This is a genomic window from Gluconobacter sp. GP1 (assembly GCF_032913585.1).
In the GTDB taxonomy this organism is placed as follows: domain Bacteria; phylum Pseudomonadota; class Alphaproteobacteria; order Acetobacterales; family Acetobacteraceae; genus Gluconobacter; species Gluconobacter cerinus.
In genome coordinates, this window is the sequence record NZ_JASGXC010000003.1 from 142,323 (window position 1) to 165,979 (window position 23,657).

The window sequence follows — 23,657 nt, forward strand, 5'->3', positions numbered from 1 at the left end:
ACCCGGATACATGACAGAAATGGCGATCTGCGGCGGTGCGATGCTGGGATACTGGGCAATCGGCATGCGGGTGATGGCAACGCCACCAACCAGCATGATGATCAGCCCGATCACCCATGCAAAGATCGGCCGATCAATGAAAAAGCGTGAGAGCGTCATGTGCTGTTACTCAGCCTTTCCCGCAGGAACTTCCTGAGGTGCGACCTTCGCACCCGGCTGAACCTTTTGCAGACCGTTCACGATGATCTTGTCGCCAGCCTTGACGCCGCCCGTCACCAGCCAGTCTTTGCCAATCGTCCGGGTCGTCTGGATCGGGCGCTGCTGCACCTTGTTTTCGGCATCAACGGTCATCACGAAAGGATTGCCCTTCGAGTCACGCTGGACAGCCACCTGCGGCACCAGAATGCCGTTCGGATCGATACCTTCACGGATATGGGCATGCACAAACATTCCCGGCAGAAGCAGATGATCCGGGTTCGGGAAAACAGCTCGCATGACAAGCGTTCCCGTTGCAGGATCGACCGTAACTTCCGAAAGCTGGAGCTTACCGCGCTGGGGATAATCTGAATCATCTTCCAGCTTCAGACCCACGGCAGCGGCATCATCGCCTTTACGCTCAACCTGCCCCGTTGCCAGCTCATGCTTGAGACGCAGCATGTCAGAGGCGGCCAGATTGACGTCCACATAGATTGGATCAAGCCGTGTCACGACTGCGATCGGCTGTGTCTGCCCTGCCGTGAGCAACGCACCCGGCGTATAAAGCGTACGGCCGATACGGCCATCGATCGGGGCGCGGACATGAGTATAATTCAGGTTGACTTCGGCAGCCTCAAGATTGGCTTTCGCCTGAGCAACCTGCGCTTCAGCTTCGCGGGCCGTTGCAAGCGTGTTGTCATAGTCCTGTGAGCTGACAGCATGCGCCTTGACCAGCGGCGCATAACGGCGAAGCTGACCAGCCGCGCGCGTGGCAACGGCCTGAGCATTCATGAGCTGCGCCTTGGCCTGGTCATAAGCGGCCTGATACGGCGCAATATAAACCTGGAACAGCTGCTGCCCTTTTTTGACGTCCGCACCCTGCTCAAAGTCACGCGAGACAATCACACCATTCACCTGCGGACGGATCTGCGCCTGTTCATAGGCATCCGTTCGGCCGGGAAGAGACGTCTCCAGCGTAACCGGCTGGGTTTGCAGCGTCATGACGCCAACAGGCTGTGGCGGCAATTGCGGAGCGGCGGCTTTTTTCTGACAGCCAGCAACCAAGAAAGGCACGGCTGCCAGCAAAGGGATCATTGTTTTGGCCTGACGGCGCATCTGACCTTTCTCCAAGACGACAGTCGCGGACGACATCCAAAATGTTTTCTGAAAAGAAGGCATGATACAGCCGCTATCCTGTGATACAGAAACCACGCAGTTTCCAGTTGTTCCGGAAACTAGCCGGTTTCTTTGATGAACGTCAATTCGGCCGGTACGAATAATCCCGGAGTTGATCTTGAACAGTCCCACTTCCGCCCTACCCGATACCCGCAAGCTGCGGTGCTGCGATCATAACGGTTCAGTGGATGACGTAGAGCGCAAGACGCGGATCCTGAATGCTGCAAGTTCAATGCTCACGACTCATGGATATCATGCAGCGTCCATGGACAGCATTGCCGCATGCTCCGGAATGTCCAAAAAGACGCTCTACCAGTTTTTCGAGTCTAAAAAATCTCTTTTCGAGACCCTTATCATAGAGCGGCTTTTCGCTCCGCTTCCATATACCCCGGTTGAAACAGACCCTCTTCCCCAACAGCTCCAGATGATGATGACGCTCCTCGCGGAGCAACTCCTAAATGAAGAGCGCCTTGGCCTTCTGAAGTCCATCATCACGGAAACCACGCGAAATCCTGCCGTACGACAAATCGTGACAGACCTGTTTCATCTTTCCGGACGGGCACTCCCCGTTCAGCAGTGGCTGACCAAACAGGCCGAAGCCGGCCATCTCCATATCGAGAACGTTGAAGAAGCGGCAGATCTGCTTTTCAGCATGACCTTGGGCGGCCCGCTACTGGCGCACCTCACGCATTGCAAGCCGCCCAAAGAAGGCGAAAACCTGGTCCAGTTCATCGCATACGGCATACAGACCTTTCTCAAGGCTCATAGCACCTAAGGGCCTTATCCACCGGCAGGCAACTTGGCCGAACTTTCACCAACCAGAAGCTTAAAAACCCCTTCGGACGCCGAACGCTCCATGAGAGAACCATACTGCCTTTTCAGAGCAGATAGGGTGGTATCATCATGGGCCCTTGAGGCATCGCCAGCCAGCTCCAGAACCAACGCTTCCAGATCCGGCGACAGAGCTGAAGCCTCTTTACGCCCTGTCCAGGCTGCATCGATGACAGGTTTTAGAGCAGAAACTGCGCCAACCCAGTCCTTCGCCTGCTCCATCAACTGCGCACGCATTTTCAATGCCTGTGTCTCTGTCCGGCCTATGAGGTAGCGCGCAGCCCTAGGAAAATCATGTTGCTCACGCGCGACTTCAGCACGAAGCATTGATACCTCTAACGCTTCTGGATGACCTCCCGGCAGCACAGCTACATCGGCGGGGTTTTCTGCCGATAAATCATGGAGTGCAGCGCTCAGGTCTTTCGCATCAAGATCCAGACGAACCAGCTTCACCATAGTGTCCTGATGTTCAGGTCCTTGCTGGTTCTGAAGAAGACCACGCAATACCGTCCGTTGAGCGTCCGGAAGGCCTAGCACCGCATATCGACGCCCCAGAGCCTTCAGAAAATAAGCCTGTAATGTCGGGTCATTCGGCTCGATTGTCATTGCTGCTTTCAACAGTTCGACCTCAGCAAGAGCACTCTTTGCTTCAATATTCTTCTGTTCTGCGAACCCACGGGCAATAACGAGCAACCTGTCATGACCAGGAAAACCAGCTTTCCCATAAACAGCCTGCCCGTCTTGCACGCCCTGTTGAGCGGCGCGCCATTCTTTCCCTTTGATGAACGCATCAATACTCAGCAGTCGTGCCTCACGCTCCCTTCCAACCATTCTAAAGGCAGGCATAAGACCATCCACACGCTCACCAATTGCTTTCGCGGGTGGTGCATCTTTTTCAAGATCGAAGCGAAGAGCAGCTTCGCTGGCAACCGGCCACACCATAGGAGAAGGATCATGAGTTAGCGTCTCAAGCTGCCCTCTTGCATCCAACGCATGTGTCTCAACTGCTGCTAAGGCACGTGCAAGAACGGTTTCCGGTACCGAGGAAAGGGATAAGAGAACGCCCCGATCTTTTGCTGTGCCATACCGCGCAACCCACTCTGCAGCCACCGGCAGCAGACGATGCCGCAAAGGCTGAGAATATCCCGATACAGAAGGTAGTCCCGCCGCAATCAACCTGGCCGTGCGGGTGCGCTGTACATCGATATCAGGTCCTTCTCCCGTAATGGGGAGCTGCGCGCGTACCATTCCTCGCCAAAACTGATCCTCCGGTGTTGCCCCTTCTTCTTCTGACAACAGAGACGGATCAGCGCGGCCATTCAGCACAGCCGAAATTTGCCTCAGCCGTCGTACATCTTTGCGGGTGCTCCCTTCAGGCTGATCTTCCAGTGCTACCTGCAGAACCTGTGAAACCAACGCACCATTAGCTAGCCTTGCCGCGGCTTGCGCCAGCCGGATCCGCGCATCAAAACGCTGGCCCGCTGATGCCATGGCCGCCGCAATTTGAGCGCGACGCACACTCTCCCGCAAACCTTCCGGTGGGCTGCCAGCCAACGCTACCCCGGCATCCGAAGCCCCATAAGCAGCAACTTTCCCTCCAGCAAGCAGCGGAGTATCGGTGGGGCCAACTCTATCAAGAAAGAACTGCTTTCCGTTTTGCCTGAGCTCAATTGCATCGGCATCTGCGGCAATGACCAACCCTATCAGGCTAGGACGAACCTCAAAACCTGCTCCCCGCCGGATCAAATCACCTGAAACAGAACCGGACCGTGAGAGACCGAGCAACAGCCGCCGGCCCGAATCCGGGTCTCGAAACGTGATGACAAATAGAGCCCTGTCTTCCCGAGGCGGCGTGAAGGTCAGGGCACCCTCATCTTGCCCTAACAACATAACATCTGGGGATGGGGTTGATTGACGTCCGAAAGACACCGTCCATCCATGCCCGACTGGTCTTATTAATGGACTGGATCCTTCAGGACATAGGATGCTGACAGCTGTCACATCGGCCATAATGCGAGCAGATACACCTTCGAATGGAGCAACATTCGTTAGCCCGGCGGTGTCGATGACATGGCGACCGGCAGCAACGATCAGGAGACGTCGACCATTTTGAAATGCGGCAACGGGCGTCATTTCCCCCAGCGGTAACCACAATCCAGTGGCGGATGGGACGACGCCCTCATTCGCCTGCATGACAGGCCGCGCACTGTCGTCCTTATGCCCGACCGACGCCCTGCCCCGTTCTTGACTGGATAAAAGAGGAGATGGATCGTTCAGGAATGACCACCCTGAGGGAAGAAGCGCACTTGCGGCGGGCGGCAAAGCTACTGCGTTTTGTGAGAGCAGCAGCATGGCCAGAGCGAAGAGGCAGCCCCGCGCCAACATCACCCGTTATCCCCGATATGCATGTCTGGATGCGCATGAGCATTGGCAAGAAGCTGTGTCGCGAGAATGGCTCGTTGTGGAGACATGGCTTCCATGATCGCTGAGGCCTTCCGCGGGCTCATACGGTTCAAAAGGCCCACGCCAACGCGCAGATCAAGAATATTGAAAATAGCGGCCGCATCGACAGGCTTCATCGCCTCATAAATCCTGACCAGTCTTTCCGCATCCTGGTTCAGAAGCTCGTCCGAATGTCGTGCTGTCTCTTCAAACTGCGAACGGGATGTCTGGAGTGCGGTCATCCGACGTTGCAGCTCTTCTTCTGCCGCATCCACTAGTCGCTGCCGATCTTCCAACGCCGCAGCCTTGCGATCCAGTTCCTGCTGCCGTGCAGCCAGCTCTGCTTTCAGTGTCGGGTCAGGAGTTATAGCGTCTACCGTGCCTGTCGGAGACAATGCGCCTTGGCAGCCCCCTGACTTGCAAAGGTCCGAGGAGGGGGCCTTCTGTTGAGCAGGCTTCCCGTCTTCTACATCAGCTCGTTTGCTCGCAGCCTCGTCAGCAGTAGCTTTAGGCGCCACTTGCGTCGCGGCCGGCTGCGCCATGGCAGACGACATCAACGATGAATCCGTTGAGGCATCGACATACCCAACCAGATCGTAAACCTTCACGCCCAGCAGGATGATCATCAAACCACAGGCAATGTGCAGCAAGCGAAAGAGCATGAGCGTTACACCTGCTTCTGACGAAGGGCACGCAGCAGCTCGCGCTCGGCTGCAGTCTTACCGGATGGCGTTTTCAATGCGCTGGGTGATCCCCATCGTCCTTCATCTGTCCTGAGACGGGCAGAAAAACGAGGGCCCTCCATATCCGGCACGTCTGCCTCCCTGAGAGGCTCCGGGTTGGCGGGACGACCGATTGAAGCTGTTTTTTCCAAGACCTGAGCGACAGCCTCTGATCGTTCACAAAGCATCGTCAGTTCACGCTTGAGACTCTTTCCACTCTCCACCGTTTTACCCAGCGACCGTCCAACCATTTCAGTTGTCTGACGCAGATGGTCGATACCAGACTGAGCCTGCTGGCTACTGCTTTGCAAACTCGCAATCAGGGCATCCAGCTCTCCCCGGTTTCGACGGATGACCGATAGCGCTCGGCCAAGATAGAGGCTGTAGAAAATCGTAATCAGCAGCAGGGCTGACAGAGCAACTTCAAGTACGATCTGGAACCTGTCCATGGAGAGTGCTCCGCCTTTTCAGCTGTATGCGGAAGGGCGATCACCGGCCCCTCCGCCAATAAGATTTTCTTCAATACGAACCGCGACATGACCCTGCTTTTTGCCAACCCGACCCCGGAAAATCGTTTTTCCGCCGCAGCGCAGTTGAACGAGAGCCGTAGGATCACGGCGCAGCACCAGCATCTCGCCCGGCGAAAGGGACATGATGTCCTGCAGATTCATGCTCTGCTCTTCCAGGACGGCGTCGAGCGTGACGTCCGTATTCCAGAGCTCCTGGGCAAGATGACTTTCCCAGATGCCGTCATGGCCAAATTTTTCACCCATGAACTGTTGCAGCAGGATTTCCCGAACAGGCTCCAGCGTTGCATGGGGCAGAATGAGATCCACATCCCCACCGCGCCCATCCATATCGATGCCAAATCGCGCCAACACCACGCCATTTGCCGCCCGGGAGATAGTCGCAAAGCGGGAATTCAGTTCCAGCCGTTCAAAACGAAAATTCACAGCACACAAAGGGCTGAAACTCATGGAAAGGTCCGAGAGGATCACACGGATCAGAGGCTCAACCAGTGCGCGCTCGATCGCCGTATGGTGTCGGCCTTCTGCCCGCCTCTCCCCATCGCCATGAGGACGAACACGATCACGCCCTCCCAACAATGCATCAATGACACTGTAAACAAGGGACGAGCTGAGAACGAGAATCCCGTAGTTATCCCATTCCTCCGCTTTGAAGACGGCGAACATGGACTGCCCGGAAACATTCTCCAGATAATCCCCAAACCTCTGGGAAGCCAGGCGATCCATTGAGACTTCAACGTTATCGCTGGTGAAGTTCCGTAGGCTGGTCGTGAGAATCCGGACGAGGCGGTCAAAAACCACTTCGAGCATAGGGAGCCGCTCGTAAGAGACGAACGACGTGCTCAGCAGTTTTTCCAGACCACTCCCTTCGCCGCCACCGCTCACGTGGGCGTCGCTACCGAAGAGACTATCAATCTCGTCCTGGTTCAGAATCCGGTTCGCACCGTCATCCTCTGAAAAACCAAGATCATCCATTGAAAGGGCAAACCGTGGCATCGGCGCATCGTTTGCATCACCTCCCGAGGTAGCCTTCTGTGCGTCTGGCATCACTGCACCAGCACTTCCACGAAGAAGAGATCATGCACCGACAAGGGAGCAAGAATATTGGAAATCTGCGCCAGCATGGTTTCCCGCAGACGATAAATTCCCGCTCCGGTTAGCTCGTCCGGGCGCATCCCATGCAGGCAGGTTTGGAAGGCATCCTGTATCTGAGGCATGAGCGACCCGATTTTTGCCGTATCTTTGCTGTCTTCAACCTGAAGGCGCGCACTGATCCGGACATAACGCGCCCTGCCATCTCCGGTATCGAGGTTGGACACCAGCGTCGGGATGGTAATGAGTGTCAGGGATATCGGCTGGGACGCCGCTTTTACGGGACGGGACGCAGGATGTTGGAAATGCCGCCAGGCGAATACGCCGCCTCCAGCCAGCATGGCACAGAGCACTGCTGCGATCAGGATAATCCTGCGTTTTCCGCCAGCTTTCGCCGGGATCTCAAGTTCCGGAGTCTCCGTCGTCACTGCCTGTCTGCCTTCTCTTTCGGACAAACGGCATCATCTGAGCAAAAGATTAACATTGGGTTTATGACGCGTCGGAAAAGGCCCCTTGCCCTGTATGCTGGAAGCCTTTGCCTGACGGGAATCCTTCTCGCCGGATGCGCCTCCCAACCCTCGCCCTACAATCGATATTATGCGGCAAACGGTGCTTACAAAGCCCCCGGCACAGCCAGTGATCCCTGGGGGCCATACATTCAGCAGGCTGCCAGTCGCTTCTCGATTCCCGAAGCCTGGATCAGAGCTGTCATTCACCAGGAATCGGGGGGCCACCAGTATCTGAATGGCCAACCCATCACGTCCAGCGCCGGAGCCATGGGCCTGATGCAGCTCATGCCACAGACCTATGCTGAAATGCAGGGCCGGTTCGGGCTGGGTTCTGATCCGTATGAACCGCATGACAACATCATGGCGGGAACCGGATATATTAAAATACTGTCTCGCAAATACGGAGCTCCCGCATTTCTGGTGGCTTACAATGCTGGACCACAACGCCTTGAGGATTACCTCTACCAAGGGCGCGCACTCCCCAACGAGACTGTCAATTACATCGCAAGTATCACGCCGCATCTGGGCACACAGATCGCCATGACGGGTCCACTGGCAGCCTACGCGTCGTCACAGCAATTGAACGCATCTCCCATGGAGGTCGCAGAGGCGCCTGATACCAGCACCCAACTGGCCATGGCGCAGCCTTCAGGGCAGTACGGTTCAACACAACAGAGCGTCCAGAAAGCCTGGTCCAGACGGCACATTACTTCCGTACCCTCAGATACGATGCCGCCGGACCTTCCCCCGCTCGGCCCCTGTGACCCAGATGCGGCCTATGACCCGAGCATGGCCTGCACCCCGGTATCGGCCCCCAACCGTCAACTTGAAGCCCCGGCCGCTACGGTCGAACAATCGACCGTAGCCAGCACGCTTTTGCCGCCCGCGCCGGTTATTCCCACACCACCTCGAACATCCCATTCCTCTGCAAGCCTGACACCCACCGCCGTCAGCTATCGCGCCCCTGGAACTTACGGAGACTGGGGTATCCAAGTCGGAGCCTTCGCGAATCCCGGGCAAGCCCGGTTTGCGGCGAATATGGCCCGCCAGTCTGCATTCTCTCCGCTTCAGGCTTCGCAAATTCAGGTCCAGCCCACTCTGTCTCACGGGACACGCTTCTATAGAGCCCGTCTTGCTGGCATCAGTCGGGCTGGCGCGGCCAGTGCCTGTAGCAGCCTGACAGCCCAGGGAATGGCTTGCATGGCGGTCCCACCCGGACATTAAATGTCTCAAAAGTCTTAATTTCCGTAAGGAAACTCAATGCTCGTTGGCAATGGGCAGACTTTGCCGTATGTTCCCATGCAGATTGGACATACCTGCCACGCACGAAGTGTAGGTGACCCACGTCCAGACATTGATTCACCACGCCGATCCCGGCCCTCAGGATGCGCAGATGACGACCAGCCCTGCTCACGATCACACTCCACCATCGGAAGATGTCATCAGCGAGGAAGGGTATCACAAGGATCTTGGTCGTCGACACGTTCAGATGATCGCCATCGGTGGCGCCATCGGAACCGGACTGTTCCTTGGTGCTGGCTCCCGCCTTCAGGTTGCCGGTCCTTCCCTTGCGCTGATCTATGCCGTTTGTGGCGTTTTCTCTTTCTTGATTCTCCGTGCCCTCGGAGAACTGGTCATGTACCGCCCAACCAGCGGTAGCTTCGTGACCTATGCCCGCGAATTTCTTGGCGAAAAAGCCGCTTATGCTGCGGGCTGGCTCTCATTTCTCAACTGGGCCATGACGGGCATCGTCGATATCACCGCCGTCGCCCTTTACATGCACTACTGGGCCGTTTTCGTGGACGTCCCCCAGTGGGTTTTTGCTCTTGGCGCTCTCAGCATCGTTGGCACGATGAACATGATCGGCGTCCGCTACTTCGGTGAGATGGAGTTCTGGTTTTCGCTCATCAAAGTTGTGGCCCTTGCCGCATTCCTCATCGCCGGAACGCTTATTCTCGGCAGCCGGATGCCGGTGGCCGGGCACACCACAGGCCTTCATTTGATCACAGAGAACGGTGGCCTGTTCCCGCATGGAATCATGCCAGTCTTTCTGCTGCTGCAAGGTGTCGTATTTGCCTACTCGGCCATTGAACTGATTGGCACTGCCGCTGGCGAATGCCACGATGCACGTGAAATTCTGCCTCGCGCTGTGAACAGCGTCATCTGGCGTATCGGTCTCTTCTATGTTGGCTCGGTTGTCCTGCTCGTCTGCCTGCTACCATGGACAGCTTACCATGCTGGCGTCAGCCCGTTCGTGACGTTCTTTCAGGCACTTGGAATTCCGGGTGTTGGCACGATCATGAATATCGTTGTCCTGACTGCGGCTCTGTCCAGCCTCAACTCAGGCTTATACTCCACGGGCCGCGTCCTGCGTGCTCTGTCCCTTGGGGGATCTGGCCCTCAGATGCTCTCCAAGATGAACAAGAGCTCCGTGCCTTACATGGGCATTCTGACAACGCTTTCTGTTTATCTGGTGGGCGTTGGCCTGAACTATCTGATCCCGTCCCGTGTGTTTGAAGTGGTTCTGAACTTCTCGGCCATCGGAATCATCAGCACGTGGGGTTTCATCCTGCTGTGCCAGCTTCGCCTGCGATCAGCCATTAATCGCGGCGAAATCGCTCCAACAACATTTGCCATGCCTGGTGCCCCCTATACCAACTGGGCAACACTGGGGTTTCTGGCATTCGTTCTTCTAATGATGGCTTTCGATTATCCGGATGGCACAATCACCATTGGCGCCATTCCGCTCATCGGCCTTATCCTCGTAGGTGGATGGCTCCTTCTGGCGCGCACCCGAAAAGCCCACTGAGTTCGACTAAAAAAAGCGCTCCTTACTGGGGCGCTTTTTTATGGGCTCAGGTTGAAATCAGGAATTCTCGGCGGGCAATGCGCCAACAGGCGGAAGCCACACAAGACACGTCGTACCGCGACCCGGGGCACTCGCAACCCTGAGTCTTCCTCCGTGGCGGTCAAGAATATGCCGAACGATAGACAAGCCGAGGCCCGTTCCCTGCTTGGCAGGCTCAACCTTGTCCACCACCCGATAAAATCGTTCTGTCAGCCGCGGGAGATGATGCGCTTCCATGCCGCGACCATTATCTTCCACTCCAAGCAGAACGCCCCCTTCTTCAGGCCAGCGGTCATCCCGTTCAGGGGCCCGTCGGGCGAACAGCGTCACAGCAAACGGCCGCCCCTCTTCACGGCCATAGCGCAAGGCGTTTTCGATCAGGTTCAGAAGCACCTGAACCATCTCATCCTCATCGGCCCGGATCGTCAGGTCATCCTCAATGGCAAGATTCAGGGAACATCCCGGCTCATCAAACCGGGGAGCCACTTCGCCAAGCACAATGGCCATCAGATCCGCGACTTCCACCAGATCACGGGGACGCTGATGTTCGTGAGCCTGCACGCGCGACAGGTAAAGCAGCCGATCAATCAGGCGTTTCAGCCGAGCAGACTGCTGGGCCATGATATCGAGAAACTGCTGCCGCGTCCCTTCATTCATGCTGCTTCCACCGGTGCGCAGGGCATCAATGAAGCCACTCAGAGAGGCCAGAGGCGTGCGGAGCTCATGACTGGCATGGGCTACGAAATCGATCCGCATCCTGTCCAGGACCTGTGCTTCGCTCCGATCCGACAGCATGACAAGCACGCGTGTATGCCGGTCATGCTGGGCAGGAATTCGTCTGAGTGATAGGTGAAGCGTACGCGGAACAGGAACATCCAGCGTAAACGTTGTCGAACACATTGAAGGCAGGTCATCTGCGCTGTCAGAAGCAACGCGCAATGCGGCCGAAAGAGCTGAACGCGCGGCGGGGTGACGGAGAATGGCGCCAACACTATCGCCAAACTGTGTGAGTGCTTCTTCGTTCGCCTGAAGAACTGCCCCCAGACGGTCCAGCAGAAGAACACTGCCAGGGAAAATCTCGATAGGGAGCGCAGTCTCGGACGTTGGTACTGCGGGTGGCAGGGCTGAATGTTCCGTCACTACCGGCAGCGGTAAAGCCGGTCGCCGGAATGCCAGAAATGCACATCCCCACCCGGCAACCGCGGCTCCCACAAGAACAAGACCTGCCCAGAAAGGCAGACCTTCATGAGAGACGGCTGCCAGGCTTTCAGCCCTCACCCGTCAAAGTCCATCCGTGACAGGACCATCATCCAGAGCATAACCCGCAGCCCTGACAGTGCGCACCAGATCCGGCTCATTCGGGCCATTGATTGCCTTGCGAAGCCGGCGGATATGCACGTCGATCGTGCGAATTTCCACATGGATATTCTGTCCCCAGATCCGCCGCAGAAGGTCTTCCCGGGAGAAAACCTTGCGGGGATTCCGGATCAGCAGATCCAGAAGACGATATTCCGTTGGCCCAAGTGACAGCAGGCGGCCTGCCCGTTCAATCCGGTGAGTTTCAGGGTCCAGGGTAATATCCGCGAAAGACAGCACGTCGTAAGAAGACTGGTGTCGCCGCAGCAGAGCACGCAGGCGGGCATCCAGAGTGTCAACGCTACAGGGTTTGATCAGGTAGTCATCCGCACCTGTATCCAGCCCGCGGATCGCATCCTGCTCGCCTGAACGCGCTGTCAGTAGCAGAACCGGAAGATCGCGCAGGATCGGGTTGCTGCGAATACGCCTGCACAGATCAAGCCCCGACATTCCCGGGAGCATCCAGTCCAGAACAGCAGCGTCTGGACGCGCCGTTTCGAGGAACTGAAGTGCGGTCTCAGCGTCGGCCGCAGATTCGACACGATAACCCCGTTGCTCGAGGTTATATCGCATCATCAGGAGCAAAGCGGGATCGTCCTCGACAACGAGGATAAGGCCTTTTGCCCTGATTTGGGTGCTTCCGCTCACCGGTCTGGCTGTTCTGAAGTATCGGCAGTTGCTGGAGCACCGCGTGGACGAACGGCTGGCAGGTTGTCTCCGGTCACCGCGTAGAACACGCGCTCGGCGATATTGGTGGCGTGATCACCGATCCGTTCAAGGTTCTTTGCAATGAACAGAAGCTCCGTGCAGGCACGGATGTTTCGTGGATCTTCCATCATGTACGTTACGAGTTCACGGAACAGCGCGGTGTAGTACTCATCGACCGCGCGGTCTGCGTGCCAGACTTCCATGGCCCGGTTAGAATCCTGCTGCGTGATCGCATCGATAGACCGGCGCAGATTGTCCTGCACCAGACGCCCCATGCTCCGCAGACCTGAGAGCGAAATCTGCCCGTCAGCGCCGCGAATACGAAGGGACCGACGCGCGATGGACGAGGCATAATCGCCGATACGTTCCAGATCGCCGGTGATTTTCAACGCTGCAACAATCTCGCGCAGATCGCTGGCCATCGGGCTTCGCAGAGCCAGGAGGCGAATGGCGAGACTTTCGACTTCCCGCTCCAGTTCATCAACGTCCGGATCCTGACGGGCTGCGGCATCGGCAGCTTCCTCATTCCGGTCTGCGATGGCCGAAAGCGCCAAGGCGACCTGATTCTCTACGATGCCACCCATCTGGGACATCATGGACCGGAGCTGACCCAGCTCCTGCTCGTAGCTTTTGACGATATGAGATCTGTCAGCCATGGCGGATTATCCAAATCTTCCGGTGATGTAGTCCTGGGTCTGCTGCTGCTTTGGATTGGTGAAGATGCGGTCTGCCGCGTCCACTTCAATCAGCCGTCCCATGTAGAAAAACGCAACCTGATCAGCACACCGTGCCGCCTGCTGCATGTTGTGCGTCACGATCGCAATCGTGAACTCTTCCTTGAGCTCGTCCAGCAGTTCTTCAATACGTGCGGTAGAGATCGGATCCAACGCGGACGTCGGCTCGTCCAACAGCAGAACTTCAGGGCGGGTCGCAATGGAACGTGCGATACAAAGCCTCTGCTGCTGACCGCCCGAGAGACCCGCAGCCGGCGCATTCAGGCGATCCCGCACTTCGTTCCACAGGGCAACACGTGTCAGCACGTCTTGCACACGCACATCCATGTCAGCCTTATTCAGGCGCTCATGGAGGCGCACACCGAAAGCGATATTGTCATAGATCGACATCGGGAACGGTGTCGGCTTCTGGAACACCATTCCGATCCGCGCGCGCAGGATGTTCAGGTCCAGCCCGGTTTCAAGAATATTGCGACCGTCGAAAATCACCTCTCCCGTTGCACGCTGTCCCGGATAGAGATCGTACATACGGTTGAAGATCCGCAGAAGCGTGGATTTGCCACAGCCGCTGGGGCCGATCATCGCCGTCACTTTCCGGGCGGGAAAGTCGATGCTGATATCGTGCAGGGCATGGTTCTGCCCGTAGTAGAAGTTCAGATTGCGAACGGCGAGGGCCACTTGCGGCTTGGTCTCGTTCATTTTGAAATCCTGTAAAGTCATCCGCGCCGGGCCGAAAAACGAACGGCAATATTGATGGCCAGAACACCCAGTGTCACCAGAAGAGCACCAGCCCAAGCAAGCTGTACCCAGTCGTCGTAAGATGCACCTGCATACTGGTAGATTGTCACCGGCAGGCTGGCCATGGGGTGGTTCAGGCTGAAGGACCAGTTCTGATTACCGAGTGATGTAAACAGCAGGGGAGCCGTCTCGCCACTCACACGGGCCAGAGCCAGAAGAATACCTGTCAAAACGCCGGTTTTAGCCGAACGCAGACAGAGAAAAAGGGTAACGCGCCAGCGCGTTGCACCCAGCGCCGCTCCGGCTTCGCGCATCGAGACCGGTACGAGACGCAGCATATCTTCCGTTGTGCGCACAATGATGGGCACAGCAAGAATGGCGAGGGCCACGGAGCCCGCAAAAGCAGAGAAGTGACCAAACGGCGCCACCAAAACCTGATAGACGAACAGCCCCACAAGAATGGACGGGACAGACATCAGAACATCAGAAACAAAACGCACGCACGAGGCAAAACGGTTCTGCTTGGAGCCATACTCGGACAGATAGATGCCGCAACCCAGCCCTAGGGGGGTGGCCATAGCAAGGGCCATCGCCGTCTGAATCACGCTACCAAGAATAGCGTTTGCCAGCCCACCTCCAGAACCTGGCGGGCCCATGGGCTTGAAAAGAGCACCTGCCGAAAGGCCGACGATACCGCGTGCCAAAAGCGTCCAGAGAATGGACGTCAGAACCAGCACGAGAATGCCCGCCGCAATCATGCCCAGAATGGTCGCGACACGATCCTTCCGGCGGCGACGCGCGCCACAAGGATTGGGAGCCCAGCCAGGAGAAAGCGTAGTGATATTGCTCATTTGCTATCCCCTCTCAGCATCCGGGCCAGAGACAGACTGGCAAACGACAGCAACATGAGAATGAAACCCAGTGCCAGCAGAGAAGACAAACGAAGCGACCCAGCCGGGCTTTCCGGAAATTGCAGTGCAATGAGAGAGGCCACCGTGCTTCGCGGGGCAAACAAAGACCAGCCGACGGCTGTCACGTTTCCGATCACGAATGTCACGGCCATGGTTTCACCTAGAGCGCGTCCCATACCCAGAACAATAGCGCCGATCATGCCCGACCGGGACCAGGGCACGACGACTTTCCACATCACGTCCCAGCGCGTTGCCCCCAACCCGTAGGCACTTTCACGAAGCATACCGGGCATGGCGCTGAAAACATCCCGCATGACCGCCGTCATGAAAGGCGCGATCATCATGGCCAGAACAAGACCCGCCGTCATCAGGCCGGTTCCGAAAGGCGCACCATGGATCAGCATGTTGATGCCGGGAACATGCCGGAAATGGTGCATCATAAAGGGCTGCACATGCCGCGCCATGAAAGGCACGATCGTAAAGAAGCCCCACATACCAAAGATGATGGACGGCACTGCTGCCAGAAGCTGAACAGCCGTTCCGACAATTGCCGAAATTTTTGGAGGAGCGATGGCCGTCAGCCAGAAGGCCGTTCCAAATGCCAGTGGCGTCGCAATCAGCACACCAATCAGAGTGCTGATGATTGTACCGAACAGAGGAGCCCAGGCGCCGTATTCGTTGGAGACCGGATTCCAGACATCCCGAAACGCGAACCCAAGACCGAATGTCTTGAAAGCGTCCTGCCCACCAACACCCATCAACACAACAAGGCCACCGAGGACAATCAGGACCAGCAGAGAGCATCCACCGACCACCGCCTGAAATGCGGTATCTGCGTTACTCCGCTTTTCCGTATGTTCGGAAACGGAAACCTTTTCGGGTTGCCTGGCTGGGGCAAGTGTCATGCGTCAAAGGCTCTGGCTGTGATAACTGGTGCACACTGACGGCAGATGCCGCCACTTCCGTGCATTAGCCGTCCCAACCCAGAAGGACAACCGGCGTGGACGAGGCAGGGCATGAAAGATTTATGTCACTCGCGACACATTTTTTTCGCCCGATGCGAAATCAGATTACCAAGACCCATTTCGGCAATCGATTTAACATGCCAGAAAGTAGGCCTTAATTTTGTCTTTCGGTAAAATACGAAGACATAGAACGGAGCAGGAATCCAGTGGCGTTGAAGCAATCACTCCCAACTACGTTCGGCCCTTTTACTGGACATCTTGATCAGTTCGAGAACGGCAAGGCTCGCGGATGGGCAGTAGATAGTCGTGGACAAGGGTTGGTCCTGCTTCACGTCTTGATTGACCAACAAGAAGTCATGCAGATCGTATGCGATCAAGAGCGACAAGATGTTCAGGCTGCCCTTCAGCTCCCAACGTCAAAAGTCGGGTTCGAATTTTCCGTCCCTGAAAAATTTATCGACGGCAAGCGTCACGAATTTTCCATTCGGTTTCCGGATCGCTCAGCTCTCCCATTAACTGACTCCGCGACCCCTGAAGCCCCCCCAGCCGCTACCATTCATTTTTCTGAAAAATTTCTACCCCAGTATCAAAGCTTTGTTGATGGCGTGAAGCAGGGCGCGCTTCGGGGCTGGATTCTCTGTGCTGATAAGCCCGGCGCAGAGCAGCACGGTCGATGCATGATCTCCGTCATTGTTGACGGTGTTCCAATGGCGCAAACCAGAGCAGACCGATATCGAGGAGATGTCGCAGCCGTTCTGGGGTGCGACCCGAACTGCGGCTTCGAAATTCCCATTCCTCAACGGCTTCGGGGGAGCGCGCCGCACAAATTCCAGGTTGTCACCCTTCCGGACCGGACCGAGCTAAACGGAAGTCCTTTTATCACGTCCCTTGCTGACGATGCTTTGGAAACACGCCTCGTTGACTTGCTGGGAACCATAGACGGACTTCACCGGAAGCTTTCTGAACTGCGTCAGGAGGTCAGGGATCTTGTTCCAAGACGCGGCTATAACCTTGGCGACTACAATCGCTGGGCACATAAATATTACCCTCTTTTGAGAGAACGCGTCGCCAAACAGCGTCAACTTCAGGGCAGCGCCCGCACTGAACCTCTGGTTTCCATTCTTTGTCCGACCTATCGGCCATTAAAAAGCGACTTTGAAGCAGCCCTCAATTCAGTCCTGTCTCAGACCTATTCGAATTGGGAACTCCTCATCGTTGATGATGCCGGGAAATGCGCACAGACGACTGCCGTCATTGAGCAGTTCTGCAAAGCAGACCAGCGCATCCGCGCTGTGCCTCTCGCGAAAAATGCAGGCATTTCGGGTGCAACAAATGCCGGAATGGATGCGGCCCTAGGCGATTATGTGGTCTTTTTTGACCATGATGACCTCATGGTCGATGTCGCCATTGAAGTGATGGTTCATGCGGCTTTGGAGACAGGGGCCAAGCTCCTTTATTCGGACGAAGACAAGATCGATCAGGCCGGATATTTCCTGGAACCTAACCTCAAACCCGATTTCAATTATCGTTATCTTCTGGGCTGCAACTACATCTGTCACCTGACGATGGTTGAAGCAGAAACCATGCGTAAAATCGGCCACCTGAAGTCCGACTATGATGGCGCGCAGGACCACGATTTCGTTCTGCGGGCAACGGAAATCCTGTCGCCTTCAGAAATTCATCACGTTCCCGAAGTTCTCTATCACTGGCGTAAAACACCCAATTCCACAGCCGTTAATGTCGCCAACAAGACCTATGCCATCGAAGCCGGCGTCCGGTGTGTGCATGACCATCTCAAACGCCGAAAGATCAAAGCCAAAGTCTCTTCAATCCGTGGGCTTACACTCTATGGCGTTGAGTGGCTGACAAAAAAAGCCCCAAAAGTCACCATTATCATTCCGTTCAAAGATCAGGTTGAAACCACGCGTCAGTGTGTTGATGCCCTCCTCAATAAAACCGCATACAAAAATTTTGATATCATTCTGGTCAACAACTGGTCAGTCGAGGATGAAACGATTGATTTCATCAGCGAGATACAGAAGCACCCGCGCGTGTCAGTCCTGACGGTTGAGGAACCCTTTAACTATTCACGCCTCAACAACCTTGCTGTTGAACAGACCAGCGCCGACTATCTGATGTTCATGAACAACGATGTTTTCGTTGAACATTCCAACTGGCTTCATATTGCCATCGGAGAAGCCCTCGCCGCGCCAGATATCGGAGCAGTCGGCGCGAAGCTCCTCTATCCGAACGATACGATCCAGCATGCGGGCGTGATCGTCGGGCCAGCGGGCATAGGCGCTCATGTTCACCGTGGTGATCCAGTGACGGAATATGGTTACATTGGACGCACCATGCTTTCACATGAAGTCACCGCCGTCACGGCAGCAGCGATGCTGGTCCGGTCAGACGTCTTTCATGAAATTGGTGGTTTCGACGAAAAAGAACTGACAGTCGCTTATAATGACGTCGATCTTTGCCTGAAAATTCGTGATGCAGGTTATCGGATCATCTTCTCTGCAGAAGTGGTGGCCTATCATCATGAAAGCCTGTCCCGGGGTAGCGATGATCGCCCGGAACATGAAGCCCGCTTCTTTCATGAAACCCAGACCATGCTGGCTCGTTGGAGTGACAATCCACTTTTCGAACGGGATCCGTCATATCCTCGCTACTTTACAGTAGATCAGCAGCCATTTTTCGATCTTGTGGATCCGGAAACACTGTGAAACCAAATTGAGGTTTCCGCGTTTATCCGGATAACGAACCCTCTTGCAGGAGACCTATCATGGCCACCAAGTCCAATCGCCATGTCACGCAGAACGATACAGCGGACAACACGAAAAGCGTTTCAATCGAAACGCTTAACGCCCGTCTGGCCGATCTGATTGATCTTGCCCTGATCACCAAGCAGGCACACTGGAACCTCAAGGGACCACAGTTCATCGGTGTCCACGAAATGCTGGATGGCTTCCGTACCAGCATTGACGATTTTGTAGACACAACAGCAGAGCGTGCAACACAGCTCGGCGGAACGGCATATGGGACTGTGCAGGATGTCTCCAAGAATTCATCCTGCAAGCCATACCCGACCGACATCTACCGGGTTGCAGACCATATTGCCGCTTTGATTGATCGCTACGCCACTGTTGCAAACAACGTGCGTGAAGCCATCAAGATCACGGACGAAGCAGGCGACGATGACACGTCCGACCTTTTCACCGAGGTTTCCCGTGGTCTGGACAAGCACCTGTGGTTCCTGGAAGCCCACGTGCAGGAACCAACCGGCCAGATGCGTGATGGTGACCACGACGGCAAGCGCGCCTAATACGCGCCTGCATTACTGAGCCTGAAAACGGAGCGGTCTTTGGCCGCTCCGTTTTTTATTGTGGCACTTGCCCCTCAACAATATCGCGATTACCAATAAAGGCACAAAAGGCGCCGCCTGAGGTGAGCCTTGATCACGACTTTCCTGAAGCGGGACAATAGGCATGACTTCCGAAGATCAAACGACACACCAAGACAGCGCGGCTTGGGATCTGTCCGAATGGGAAGCCTTGAGAGAAGAAGATACACCACCTTCCAATGCCGCCGAAGAACCTGCAGCGCCACCGGCGCCCGCTTCAGCAGAACTACCGGACCCTCAGGCTGCGGCATATCTCGCACAGCATGGCGCAGACACTGTTGAACATGCTTTTGCGCTTGCCAATATTTTGCATACAAACCGCAGCGTAGCCGAAGCCGCGACATATTACGGCCGTGCGTTTGAACTGCACTCCAAGTCTCCGACGCAGTATCCTCTGGCACAGTCCCTTTTGCAGGTCCGGCTTCTCTGCCTGCTCAAGGCAGGCCAGCCTGTTCCGCAACATGAACTCGCTGAGCTGCGCAGCCTGAACATCCCATTTGCAAACTATATCGATGGGACATCCCACGCCTGGCGTGGAACGCCACCACGTGATGCCCTGAACATCATGGGCAATGCTTACGACGAGTTCCATACAGGCGAAGAAGTTGATTCTGTCGCATTGGAAGTCGCGCTTAGAGCCTCCCCCTCTGTATTTTCAGCAACTCCGCAGGGCAACGATATCTATAATCGTATTCCGCGGAAGATGTTTCTCTATTGGGACAAAAATCCGCCAGCAGAAATCCAGAGGAATTTTGACTATCACAAAGCGATCTCCAGCTTTGACGTCAAAACCTTCGATAAGGAAGAAGCGGCTGAATGGCTTTACGACAATTACGGGATTGAAGCCCGCACACTGTTCCTGAGTGCACGCCACCCAGCTGAGGCTGCTGATTTTCTACGGGTGCACGTCATCCAGCTCCTTGGTGGCTGGTGGCTGGATGCCGACATTCGGGTCAAGAGCGATGCAGCGCTACAGTTCATGGCAGAGCGCAAGGAAGGTTCAGCCTTCTTCCTCACGCACAATCACGTCGTTCATAATGACTTTTTCGGATCTGTTGCTAACAGCGACGTCCTGACGGACTGCCTGCTGTCCCTGTATCGGAACTGCTATCTGCATCAAGGGCTTTTCATTGCGTATAAAACGGGTCCAGGCATCTTTAACCGTGCACTGAACCGGATTGCCCATCGGTCCCTCAAGGGCCGGACACCTGCAAAATCCATCGAAGTCTTCGACCACCATGTCTTCAACGACATGATTGAAGAATTTGATACACCTTACAAAACCCAGCTGCCTTCCTGGTACACAGCCTGAGGGTCTACTGGCCCCGAAAGATATTCTTCCGGGGCCAGGTTTCCTTCACAGGCAGCGCTGGAGATGCTCTCTGGCAAAGCGAAAAGCATCCAAGGACGGTGCTTCATCTTCAAGAGACACGTCGTCGACATCATCGCTCAGAACAGACGTGCCTGAAGATTGCTGAGCCATTCCCTCAAGCGCCAGCATCACAAATTTCCGAAAATCTTCTTTTCCCAACGGGGTGGGCACTTTGCCTCGCTCGCGCTGCACAACCCAGCCGCCCGTTAATGTCTGCAAGCTGCCCCAGCCGTTTTCCACATCGCCCAGAGCGCGCTCTTTCAAGGTTTCGACGGTCGCCTTGGCCAGATCTTGAATATCGTCGCTGGTCATGCGCTGAGGAGCCAGCGTTGCATCTTTCTTGATGACCCAGCCCTCAACCAAGACCGCAAGGCCAGGAAGCATTTCGCCAGACATAAAATTTTCTCCCTGCTGCCCCCGAATCTATCATTCCGGAGGATTGCCGCCATTTTATTGGGTTTGGAAAATAGCATGCCTGAGGATCACAGGAAATGTGAGTTGCGCGTCTTAGATATAATCAAATTGAAGATCCTATTGCGCCTGGCTTCAGAGTAGTCCTATCTGCAAGGAGACAAAGCTACGGATTAGCTCACACATTCGCGCAAGTGGTATTGATGACTCAGAATATTGACCATGAATCCGATAATGCTCCGTCCATCACAGCGGCAACCCTCGCAGGTGACGGACAAGCCCTCGCATATTTCGAGAAACATGGCGCAGATACGGTAGAGCATTCATTTGCCATCGCAAATATTCTCCATATCCACAGCAACGTTAAAGAAGCTTCATTTTTCTACAGACGCGCCTTGGATCTACATAGCAAGAGCCAAACAGAATATCCTTTACCGCAATCACTTCTACAAGTTCGGCTCCTATGCCTTCTCAAAGCCAGTGAAGCGCTTCCTGAAGAAGAAATACTTGAATTAGAAAAATATTCGTTCCCACAGGCAAATTATATCCGCGGAATTCGGGCAGCCTGGCGTGAAAATAATTTCGATGAAAGCCTGAAACTGATTGGAAACTGCTTCGAGGAGTTTCACTCAGGCGAAGAGATCGATCGCCTCTATCTTGAAATCGCTCTCCGCTGGATCCGCTCTTTCGGTGAAGATGGCTTTCCAAAGTCGCAGCCTCAAATACCCCATCACCTCTACATGTACTGGGACGCTAACCCGCCCGTAGAGATCAGCGAGAATATTGAATACCATCAGAACATGCTGGGAGATCGCTTTACGATCTTCACACGGGAAACAGCGACCAAGTGGTTGTACGACCACTACGGAAAGGAAGCATCCGACCTTTTCCAGCAGGTCCGTCACCCAGCAGAAGGCGCTGATCTTTTGCGCTTGCACGTCATTTTGGCAAAAGGCGGCTGGTGGATTGATGCGGACCTGCGCATCAAGTCTGATGAAGAATGGCATGCTCTCGCCACCATTCCAACGACTTGCCAGCTATTCACCACTGACAATTACGTCCTTCACAATGATTTTTTTGGAGCGACTGCCTCGCATCCGGTCATCGCCAATGCCCTCATGACGGCTTGGGCCAACATGTTCCGTCATCCCGGCCTCTACATTGCCTTCAAGACCGGCCCAGGCGTTCTGAATCGTGCCGTGAGCCGGGCGCTCTTCCAGAGCCTGGAACTCAAGGCACAGCTTCCCGTGCTTCGGATAGATGACCAAGCCCGTTTCAATGACTTCGTTGAAGAGTATGAGGTGCATTACAAGGGTAACGCATCCTGGCACAGTCAGTAAGAAACTGGCTGTATCGTCAGCGGGGGTGCCCGCTGACGATCTCCTGCACCAGAGCGTCATAACGCTTCAGGTAACCCTGTAGACACAACTCAGCTTCAGCATAGCGGCGCGCATCCTGCCCCAAACGACGCGCCTGCTTGCGGTCTTCGAGCAGTTCCAGAACAACATCCGCAATACGATCCGGCTCAAGGAACGGTACTAGCCGCCCTGTCAGGCCATCTGTGATAAACTCGCTGACAGGTGCTGTATCACTTCCAACAATCGGACAGCCCGTTGCCATGGCCTCTCTCAGGGACCAGGACGCAACGAATGGATATGTCAGATATAGATGCGCGTCTGAGCGCTTCAACAGGGCTCGGAAGTCGTCATAGGCAACCTTGCCCACAAAATGGATTCTGCTGAGGTCCAGTTGGCCCTCAAGCTCCTTGAGCAGGATCTCGCGCCAACTTCCCCGCCCCGGCGGAGGAGCGCCATAGCTTACCTGATCACCGCCCACCATGATGATATGAGCATCTTTACGTTCAGCAAGAATACGAGGCAGGGCACGCATTACAGAGTGAAAACCGCGATAGGGCTCCAGATTACGCGCGACGTACGTAATAAGAGCATCCCGTGGACCAATCTTGACGCCATTAATGACGAGATTGCGCTTCCGAGCTTGTGGCTCTGGCTTGCAAAGATCGAGGTTTACACCTTCGCGAAGAAGCGAAATTTTCTCCTGTGCCCAGGCCGGATAAGTTGATCGCTGAAACTGTGTTGGCGTCTGGCCGTAGCCATTGGTCTGGGAAAGAGCTTGTAGATTGATCGAATTCTTGATTCGGACCGCAGCCGCAAGGTCCGGGCTGGACGGAAACTCAGGGTCGAACCCCACATCGTTCCGGTCGGCGTGATAGAAAAACTCGAAATATCCGAGTATCGGACACCCCGGAAAAACATCCCCGAGGTTCAGGAGCTCTCCCCAGCCGTGATGTCCGATGATGATGTCAGGCTCGTACCCTAACTGCTTAAGGGTTTTAGCAGCGGTCGCAACGGCTTCTGCTCGGAGTATCCCGTATTCAAATTCTCTGAGATGGGGATGCGTGGATGAGGATGGCAAACGAGGCACCCGATAGATGACGCGCCTGACTCCAGGCACCTCACCCGCATTTGCCTCGGAAATGAAAACAATCTCATGGCCACCCTGCTCATGCAGGTGGCGCACGAAATGTAAGAACTGGCCGGGAAAATTCTGATGAACAAAAAGGAAGCGCACACCAAATCCCGGCTGCTGGAGAAGATCTAGCCCCTAGGAGGTCTAAATAACAAAGGACCTCAGGTGCCGTATGAAGCGACCCTTGTCATGTGCAAGAGCCCGTAGAGGCTGTTTACTCCCGGGTG

Annotated in this window: 22 protein-coding genes; 7 read left to right on the forward strand and 15 right to left on the reverse strand. The window is 55.4% G+C overall.

Going from position 1 to position 23,657, the window contains the following annotated elements; genetic code table 11:
- Together R5H23_RS08835 and R5H23_RS08840 are read right to left on the reverse strand one after the other, a co-directional pair.
- A partial coding sequence (locus tag R5H23_RS08835; RefSeq protein ID WP_317215476.1) for an efflux RND transporter permease subunit occupies positions 1-159 on the reverse strand: 159 nt, incomplete at its 3' end.
- 6 nt (positions 160-165) lie between these two features.
- Entirely contained in the window at positions 166-1,374 is a 1,209-nt protein-coding gene (locus tag R5H23_RS08840) for an efflux RND transporter periplasmic adaptor subunit (protein ID WP_099211750.1), read from the reverse strand.
- Positions 1,375-1,489: 115 nt separating this feature from the next.
- On the opposite strand from R5H23_RS08840, the gene R5H23_RS08845 reads away from it, so the two are divergent.
- Positions 1,490-2,146, forward strand: coding sequence for a TetR/AcrR family transcriptional regulator (locus R5H23_RS08845; protein ID WP_232309175.1), 657 nt, complete (start codon positions 1,490-1,492; stop codon positions 2,144-2,146).
- Between the two features lie 5 nt (positions 2,147-2,151).
- Here the strand turns inward: R5H23_RS08845 and R5H23_RS08850 are convergent, their stop codons facing one another.
- From R5H23_RS08850 to fliL, 5 genes are read right to left on the reverse strand one after another with little or no spacing between them, the layout of a single operon-like run.
- The gene (locus R5H23_RS08850) at positions 2,152-4,587 is read right to left on the reverse strand and encodes a hypothetical protein (RefSeq protein ID WP_317215477.1); all 2,436 of its coding nucleotides are present in this window, start codon (positions 4,585-4,587) and stop codon (positions 2,152-2,154) included.
- Positions 4,587-5,306: a hypothetical protein gene (locus R5H23_RS08855; protein ID WP_317215175.1), complete on the reverse strand. Its 720-nt coding sequence runs from the start codon at positions 5,304-5,306 to the stop codon at positions 4,587-4,589. Before R5H23_RS08855 ends, R5H23_RS08850 begins: the two co-directional genes overlap by 1 nt.
- Before the next feature lie 5 nt (positions 5,307-5,311).
- Positions 5,312-5,815, reverse strand: a complete 504-nt coding sequence (locus R5H23_RS08860) for a DUF6468 domain-containing protein (RefSeq protein WP_211498607.1) — start codon at positions 5,813-5,815, stop codon at positions 5,312-5,314.
- A gap of 18 nt (positions 5,816-5,833) precedes the next feature.
- Positions 5,834-6,940 (reverse strand): flagellar motor switch protein FliM, encoded by a 1,107-nt coding sequence (gene fliM, locus R5H23_RS08865; protein ID WP_249196778.1) that lies wholly within the window; start codon positions 6,938-6,940, stop codon positions 5,834-5,836.
- Positions 6,940-7,413, reverse strand: a complete 474-nt coding sequence (gene fliL, locus R5H23_RS08870; protein WP_211508264.1) for a flagellar basal body-associated FliL family protein — start codon at positions 7,411-7,413, stop codon at positions 6,940-6,942. Before fliL ends, fliM begins: the two co-directional genes overlap by 1 nt.
- A gap of 63 nt (positions 7,414-7,476) precedes the next feature.
- On the opposite strand from fliL, the gene R5H23_RS08875 reads away from it, so the two are divergent.
- The gene (locus R5H23_RS08875; RefSeq protein ID WP_086633429.1) at positions 7,477-8,718 is read left to right on the forward strand and encodes a lytic transglycosylase domain-containing protein; all 1,242 of its coding nucleotides are present in this window, start codon (positions 7,477-7,479) and stop codon (positions 8,716-8,718) included.
- A 169-nt stretch (positions 8,719-8,887) separates the two neighbouring features.
- Entirely contained in the window at positions 8,888-10,303 is a 1,416-nt protein-coding gene (locus R5H23_RS08880; RefSeq protein ID WP_086633430.1) for an amino acid permease, read from the forward strand.
- Positions 10,304-10,360: 57 nt separating this feature from the next.
- On the opposite strand, the gene R5H23_RS08885 is transcribed toward R5H23_RS08880, so the two are convergent.
- From R5H23_RS08885 to pstC, 6 genes are read right to left on the reverse strand one after another with little or no spacing between them, the layout of a single operon-like run.
- Positions 10,361-11,620: a cell wall metabolism sensor histidine kinase WalK gene (locus R5H23_RS08885; protein ID WP_099211736.1), complete on the reverse strand. Its 1,260-nt coding sequence runs from the start codon at positions 11,618-11,620 to the stop codon at positions 10,361-10,363.
- A gap of 3 nt (positions 11,621-11,623) precedes the next feature.
- Positions 11,624-12,346: a response regulator gene (locus tag R5H23_RS08890; RefSeq protein WP_046900725.1), complete on the reverse strand. Its 723-nt coding sequence runs from the start codon at positions 12,344-12,346 to the stop codon at positions 11,624-11,626.
- Complete coding sequence (phoU, locus tag R5H23_RS08895) at positions 12,343-13,062, reverse strand: phosphate signaling complex protein PhoU (RefSeq protein WP_086633432.1); 720 nt, start codon at positions 13,060-13,062, stop codon at positions 12,343-12,345. Before phoU ends, R5H23_RS08890 begins: the two co-directional genes overlap by 4 nt.
- A 6-nt stretch (positions 13,063-13,068) precedes the next feature.
- Positions 13,069-13,839: a phosphate ABC transporter ATP-binding protein PstB gene (gene pstB / locus R5H23_RS08900; protein WP_283092261.1), complete on the reverse strand. Its 771-nt coding sequence runs from the start codon at positions 13,837-13,839 to the stop codon at positions 13,069-13,071.
- A 17-nt stretch (positions 13,840-13,856) separates the two neighbouring features.
- Complete coding sequence (gene pstA, locus R5H23_RS08905) at positions 13,857-14,729, reverse strand: phosphate ABC transporter permease PstA (RefSeq protein ID WP_317215177.1); 873 nt, start codon at positions 14,727-14,729, stop codon at positions 13,857-13,859.
- Positions 14,726-15,694, reverse strand: coding sequence for a phosphate ABC transporter permease subunit PstC (gene pstC / locus R5H23_RS08910; protein WP_046900721.1), 969 nt, complete (start codon positions 15,692-15,694; stop codon positions 14,726-14,728). Before pstC ends, pstA begins: the two co-directional genes overlap by 4 nt.
- A 272-nt stretch (positions 15,695-15,966) precedes the next feature.
- Here pstC and R5H23_RS08915 point away from each other — a divergent pair, with 272 nt between their 5' ends.
- The 3 genes from R5H23_RS08915 to R5H23_RS08925 all read left to right on the forward strand — a co-directional run bounded on the left by R5H23_RS08915 (position 15,967) and on the right by R5H23_RS08925 (position 20,469).
- Entirely contained in the window at positions 15,967-18,480 is a 2,514-nt protein-coding gene (locus tag R5H23_RS08915) for a glycosyltransferase family 2 protein (protein WP_317215178.1), read from the forward strand.
- Positions 18,481-18,539: 59 nt separating this feature from the next.
- Complete coding sequence (dps, locus tag R5H23_RS08920) at positions 18,540-19,079, forward strand: DNA starvation/stationary phase protection protein Dps (RefSeq protein WP_211495482.1); 540 nt, start codon at positions 18,540-18,542, stop codon at positions 19,077-19,079.
- A gap of 163 nt (positions 19,080-19,242) precedes the next feature.
- Entirely contained in the window at positions 19,243-20,469 is a 1,227-nt protein-coding gene (locus tag R5H23_RS08925; protein ID WP_317215179.1) for a hypothetical protein, read from the forward strand.
- A gap of 45 nt (positions 20,470-20,514) precedes the next feature.
- On the opposite strand, the gene R5H23_RS08930 is transcribed toward R5H23_RS08925, so the two are convergent.
- A complete protein-coding gene (locus tag R5H23_RS08930; protein ID WP_086633435.1) occupies positions 20,515-20,925 on the reverse strand; it encodes a hypothetical protein in 411 nt (136 codons plus the stop codon).
- A 218-nt stretch (positions 20,926-21,143) separates the two neighbouring features.
- Between R5H23_RS08930 and R5H23_RS08935 the strand changes: the two genes are divergently transcribed.
- A complete protein-coding gene (locus R5H23_RS08935; protein ID WP_211502305.1) occupies positions 21,144-22,280 on the forward strand; it encodes a hypothetical protein in 1,137 nt (378 codons plus the stop codon).
- Positions 22,281-22,296: 16 nt separating this feature from the next.
- Here R5H23_RS08935 and R5H23_RS08940 read toward each other — a convergent pair whose 3' ends face one another.
- Positions 22,297-23,532, reverse strand: coding sequence for a glycosyltransferase family 4 protein (locus tag R5H23_RS08940; RefSeq protein WP_211509435.1), 1,236 nt, complete (start codon positions 23,530-23,532; stop codon positions 22,297-22,299).
- Positions 23,533-23,657: the final 125 nt, after the last annotated feature.

Excerpts from the sequence above, each read along its gene's own strand:
- R5H23_RS08935 (WP_211502305.1), top strand. The coding sequence starts at position 21,144 with ATGACTCAGAATATTGACCATGAATCCGATAATGCTCCGTCCATCACA.
- pstA (WP_317215177.1), bottom strand. The coding sequence starts at position 14,729 with ATGAGCAATATCACTACGCTTTCTCCTGGCTGGGCTCCCAATCCTTGT.
- pstB (WP_283092261.1), bottom strand. The coding sequence starts at position 13,839 with ATGAACGAGACCAAGCCGCAAGTGGCCCTCGCCGTTCGCAATCTGAAC.
- dps (WP_211495482.1), top strand. The coding sequence starts at position 18,540 with ATGGCCACCAAGTCCAATCGCCATGTCACGCAGAACGATACAGCGGAC.
- R5H23_RS08855 (WP_317215175.1), bottom strand. The coding sequence starts at position 5,306 with ATGCTCTTTCGCTTGCTGCACATTGCCTGTGGTTTGATGATCATCCTG.
- R5H23_RS08875 (WP_086633429.1), top strand. The coding sequence starts at position 7,477 with ATGACGCGTCGGAAAAGGCCCCTTGCCCTGTATGCTGGAAGCCTTTGC.
- R5H23_RS08930 (WP_086633435.1), bottom strand. The coding sequence starts at position 20,925 with ATGTCTGGCGAAATGCTTCCTGGCCTTGCGGTCTTGGTTGAGGGCTGG.
- R5H23_RS08840 (WP_099211750.1), bottom strand. The coding sequence starts at position 1,374 with ATGCCTTCTTTTCAGAAAACATTTTGGATGTCGTCCGCGACTGTCGTC.
- R5H23_RS08860 (WP_211498607.1), bottom strand. The coding sequence starts at position 5,815 with ATGGACAGGTTCCAGATCGTACTTGAAGTTGCTCTGTCAGCCCTGCTG.
- R5H23_RS08850 (WP_317215477.1), bottom strand. The coding sequence starts at position 4,587 with ATGTTGGCGCGGGGCTGCCTCTTCGCTCTGGCCATGCTGCTGCTCTCA.
- R5H23_RS08880 (WP_086633430.1), top strand. The coding sequence starts at position 8,888 with ATGACGACCAGCCCTGCTCACGATCACACTCCACCATCGGAAGATGTC.
- R5H23_RS08925 (WP_317215179.1), top strand. The coding sequence starts at position 19,243 with ATGACTTCCGAAGATCAAACGACACACCAAGACAGCGCGGCTTGGGAT.
- pstC (WP_046900721.1), bottom strand. The coding sequence starts at position 15,694 with ATGACACTTGCCCCAGCCAGGCAACCCGAAAAGGTTTCCGTTTCCGAA.
- phoU (WP_086633432.1), bottom strand. The coding sequence starts at position 13,062 with ATGGCTGACAGATCTCATATCGTCAAAAGCTACGAGCAGGAGCTGGGT.
- fliM (WP_249196778.1), bottom strand. The coding sequence starts at position 6,940 with ATGCCAGACGCACAGAAGGCTACCTCGGGAGGTGATGCAAACGATGCG.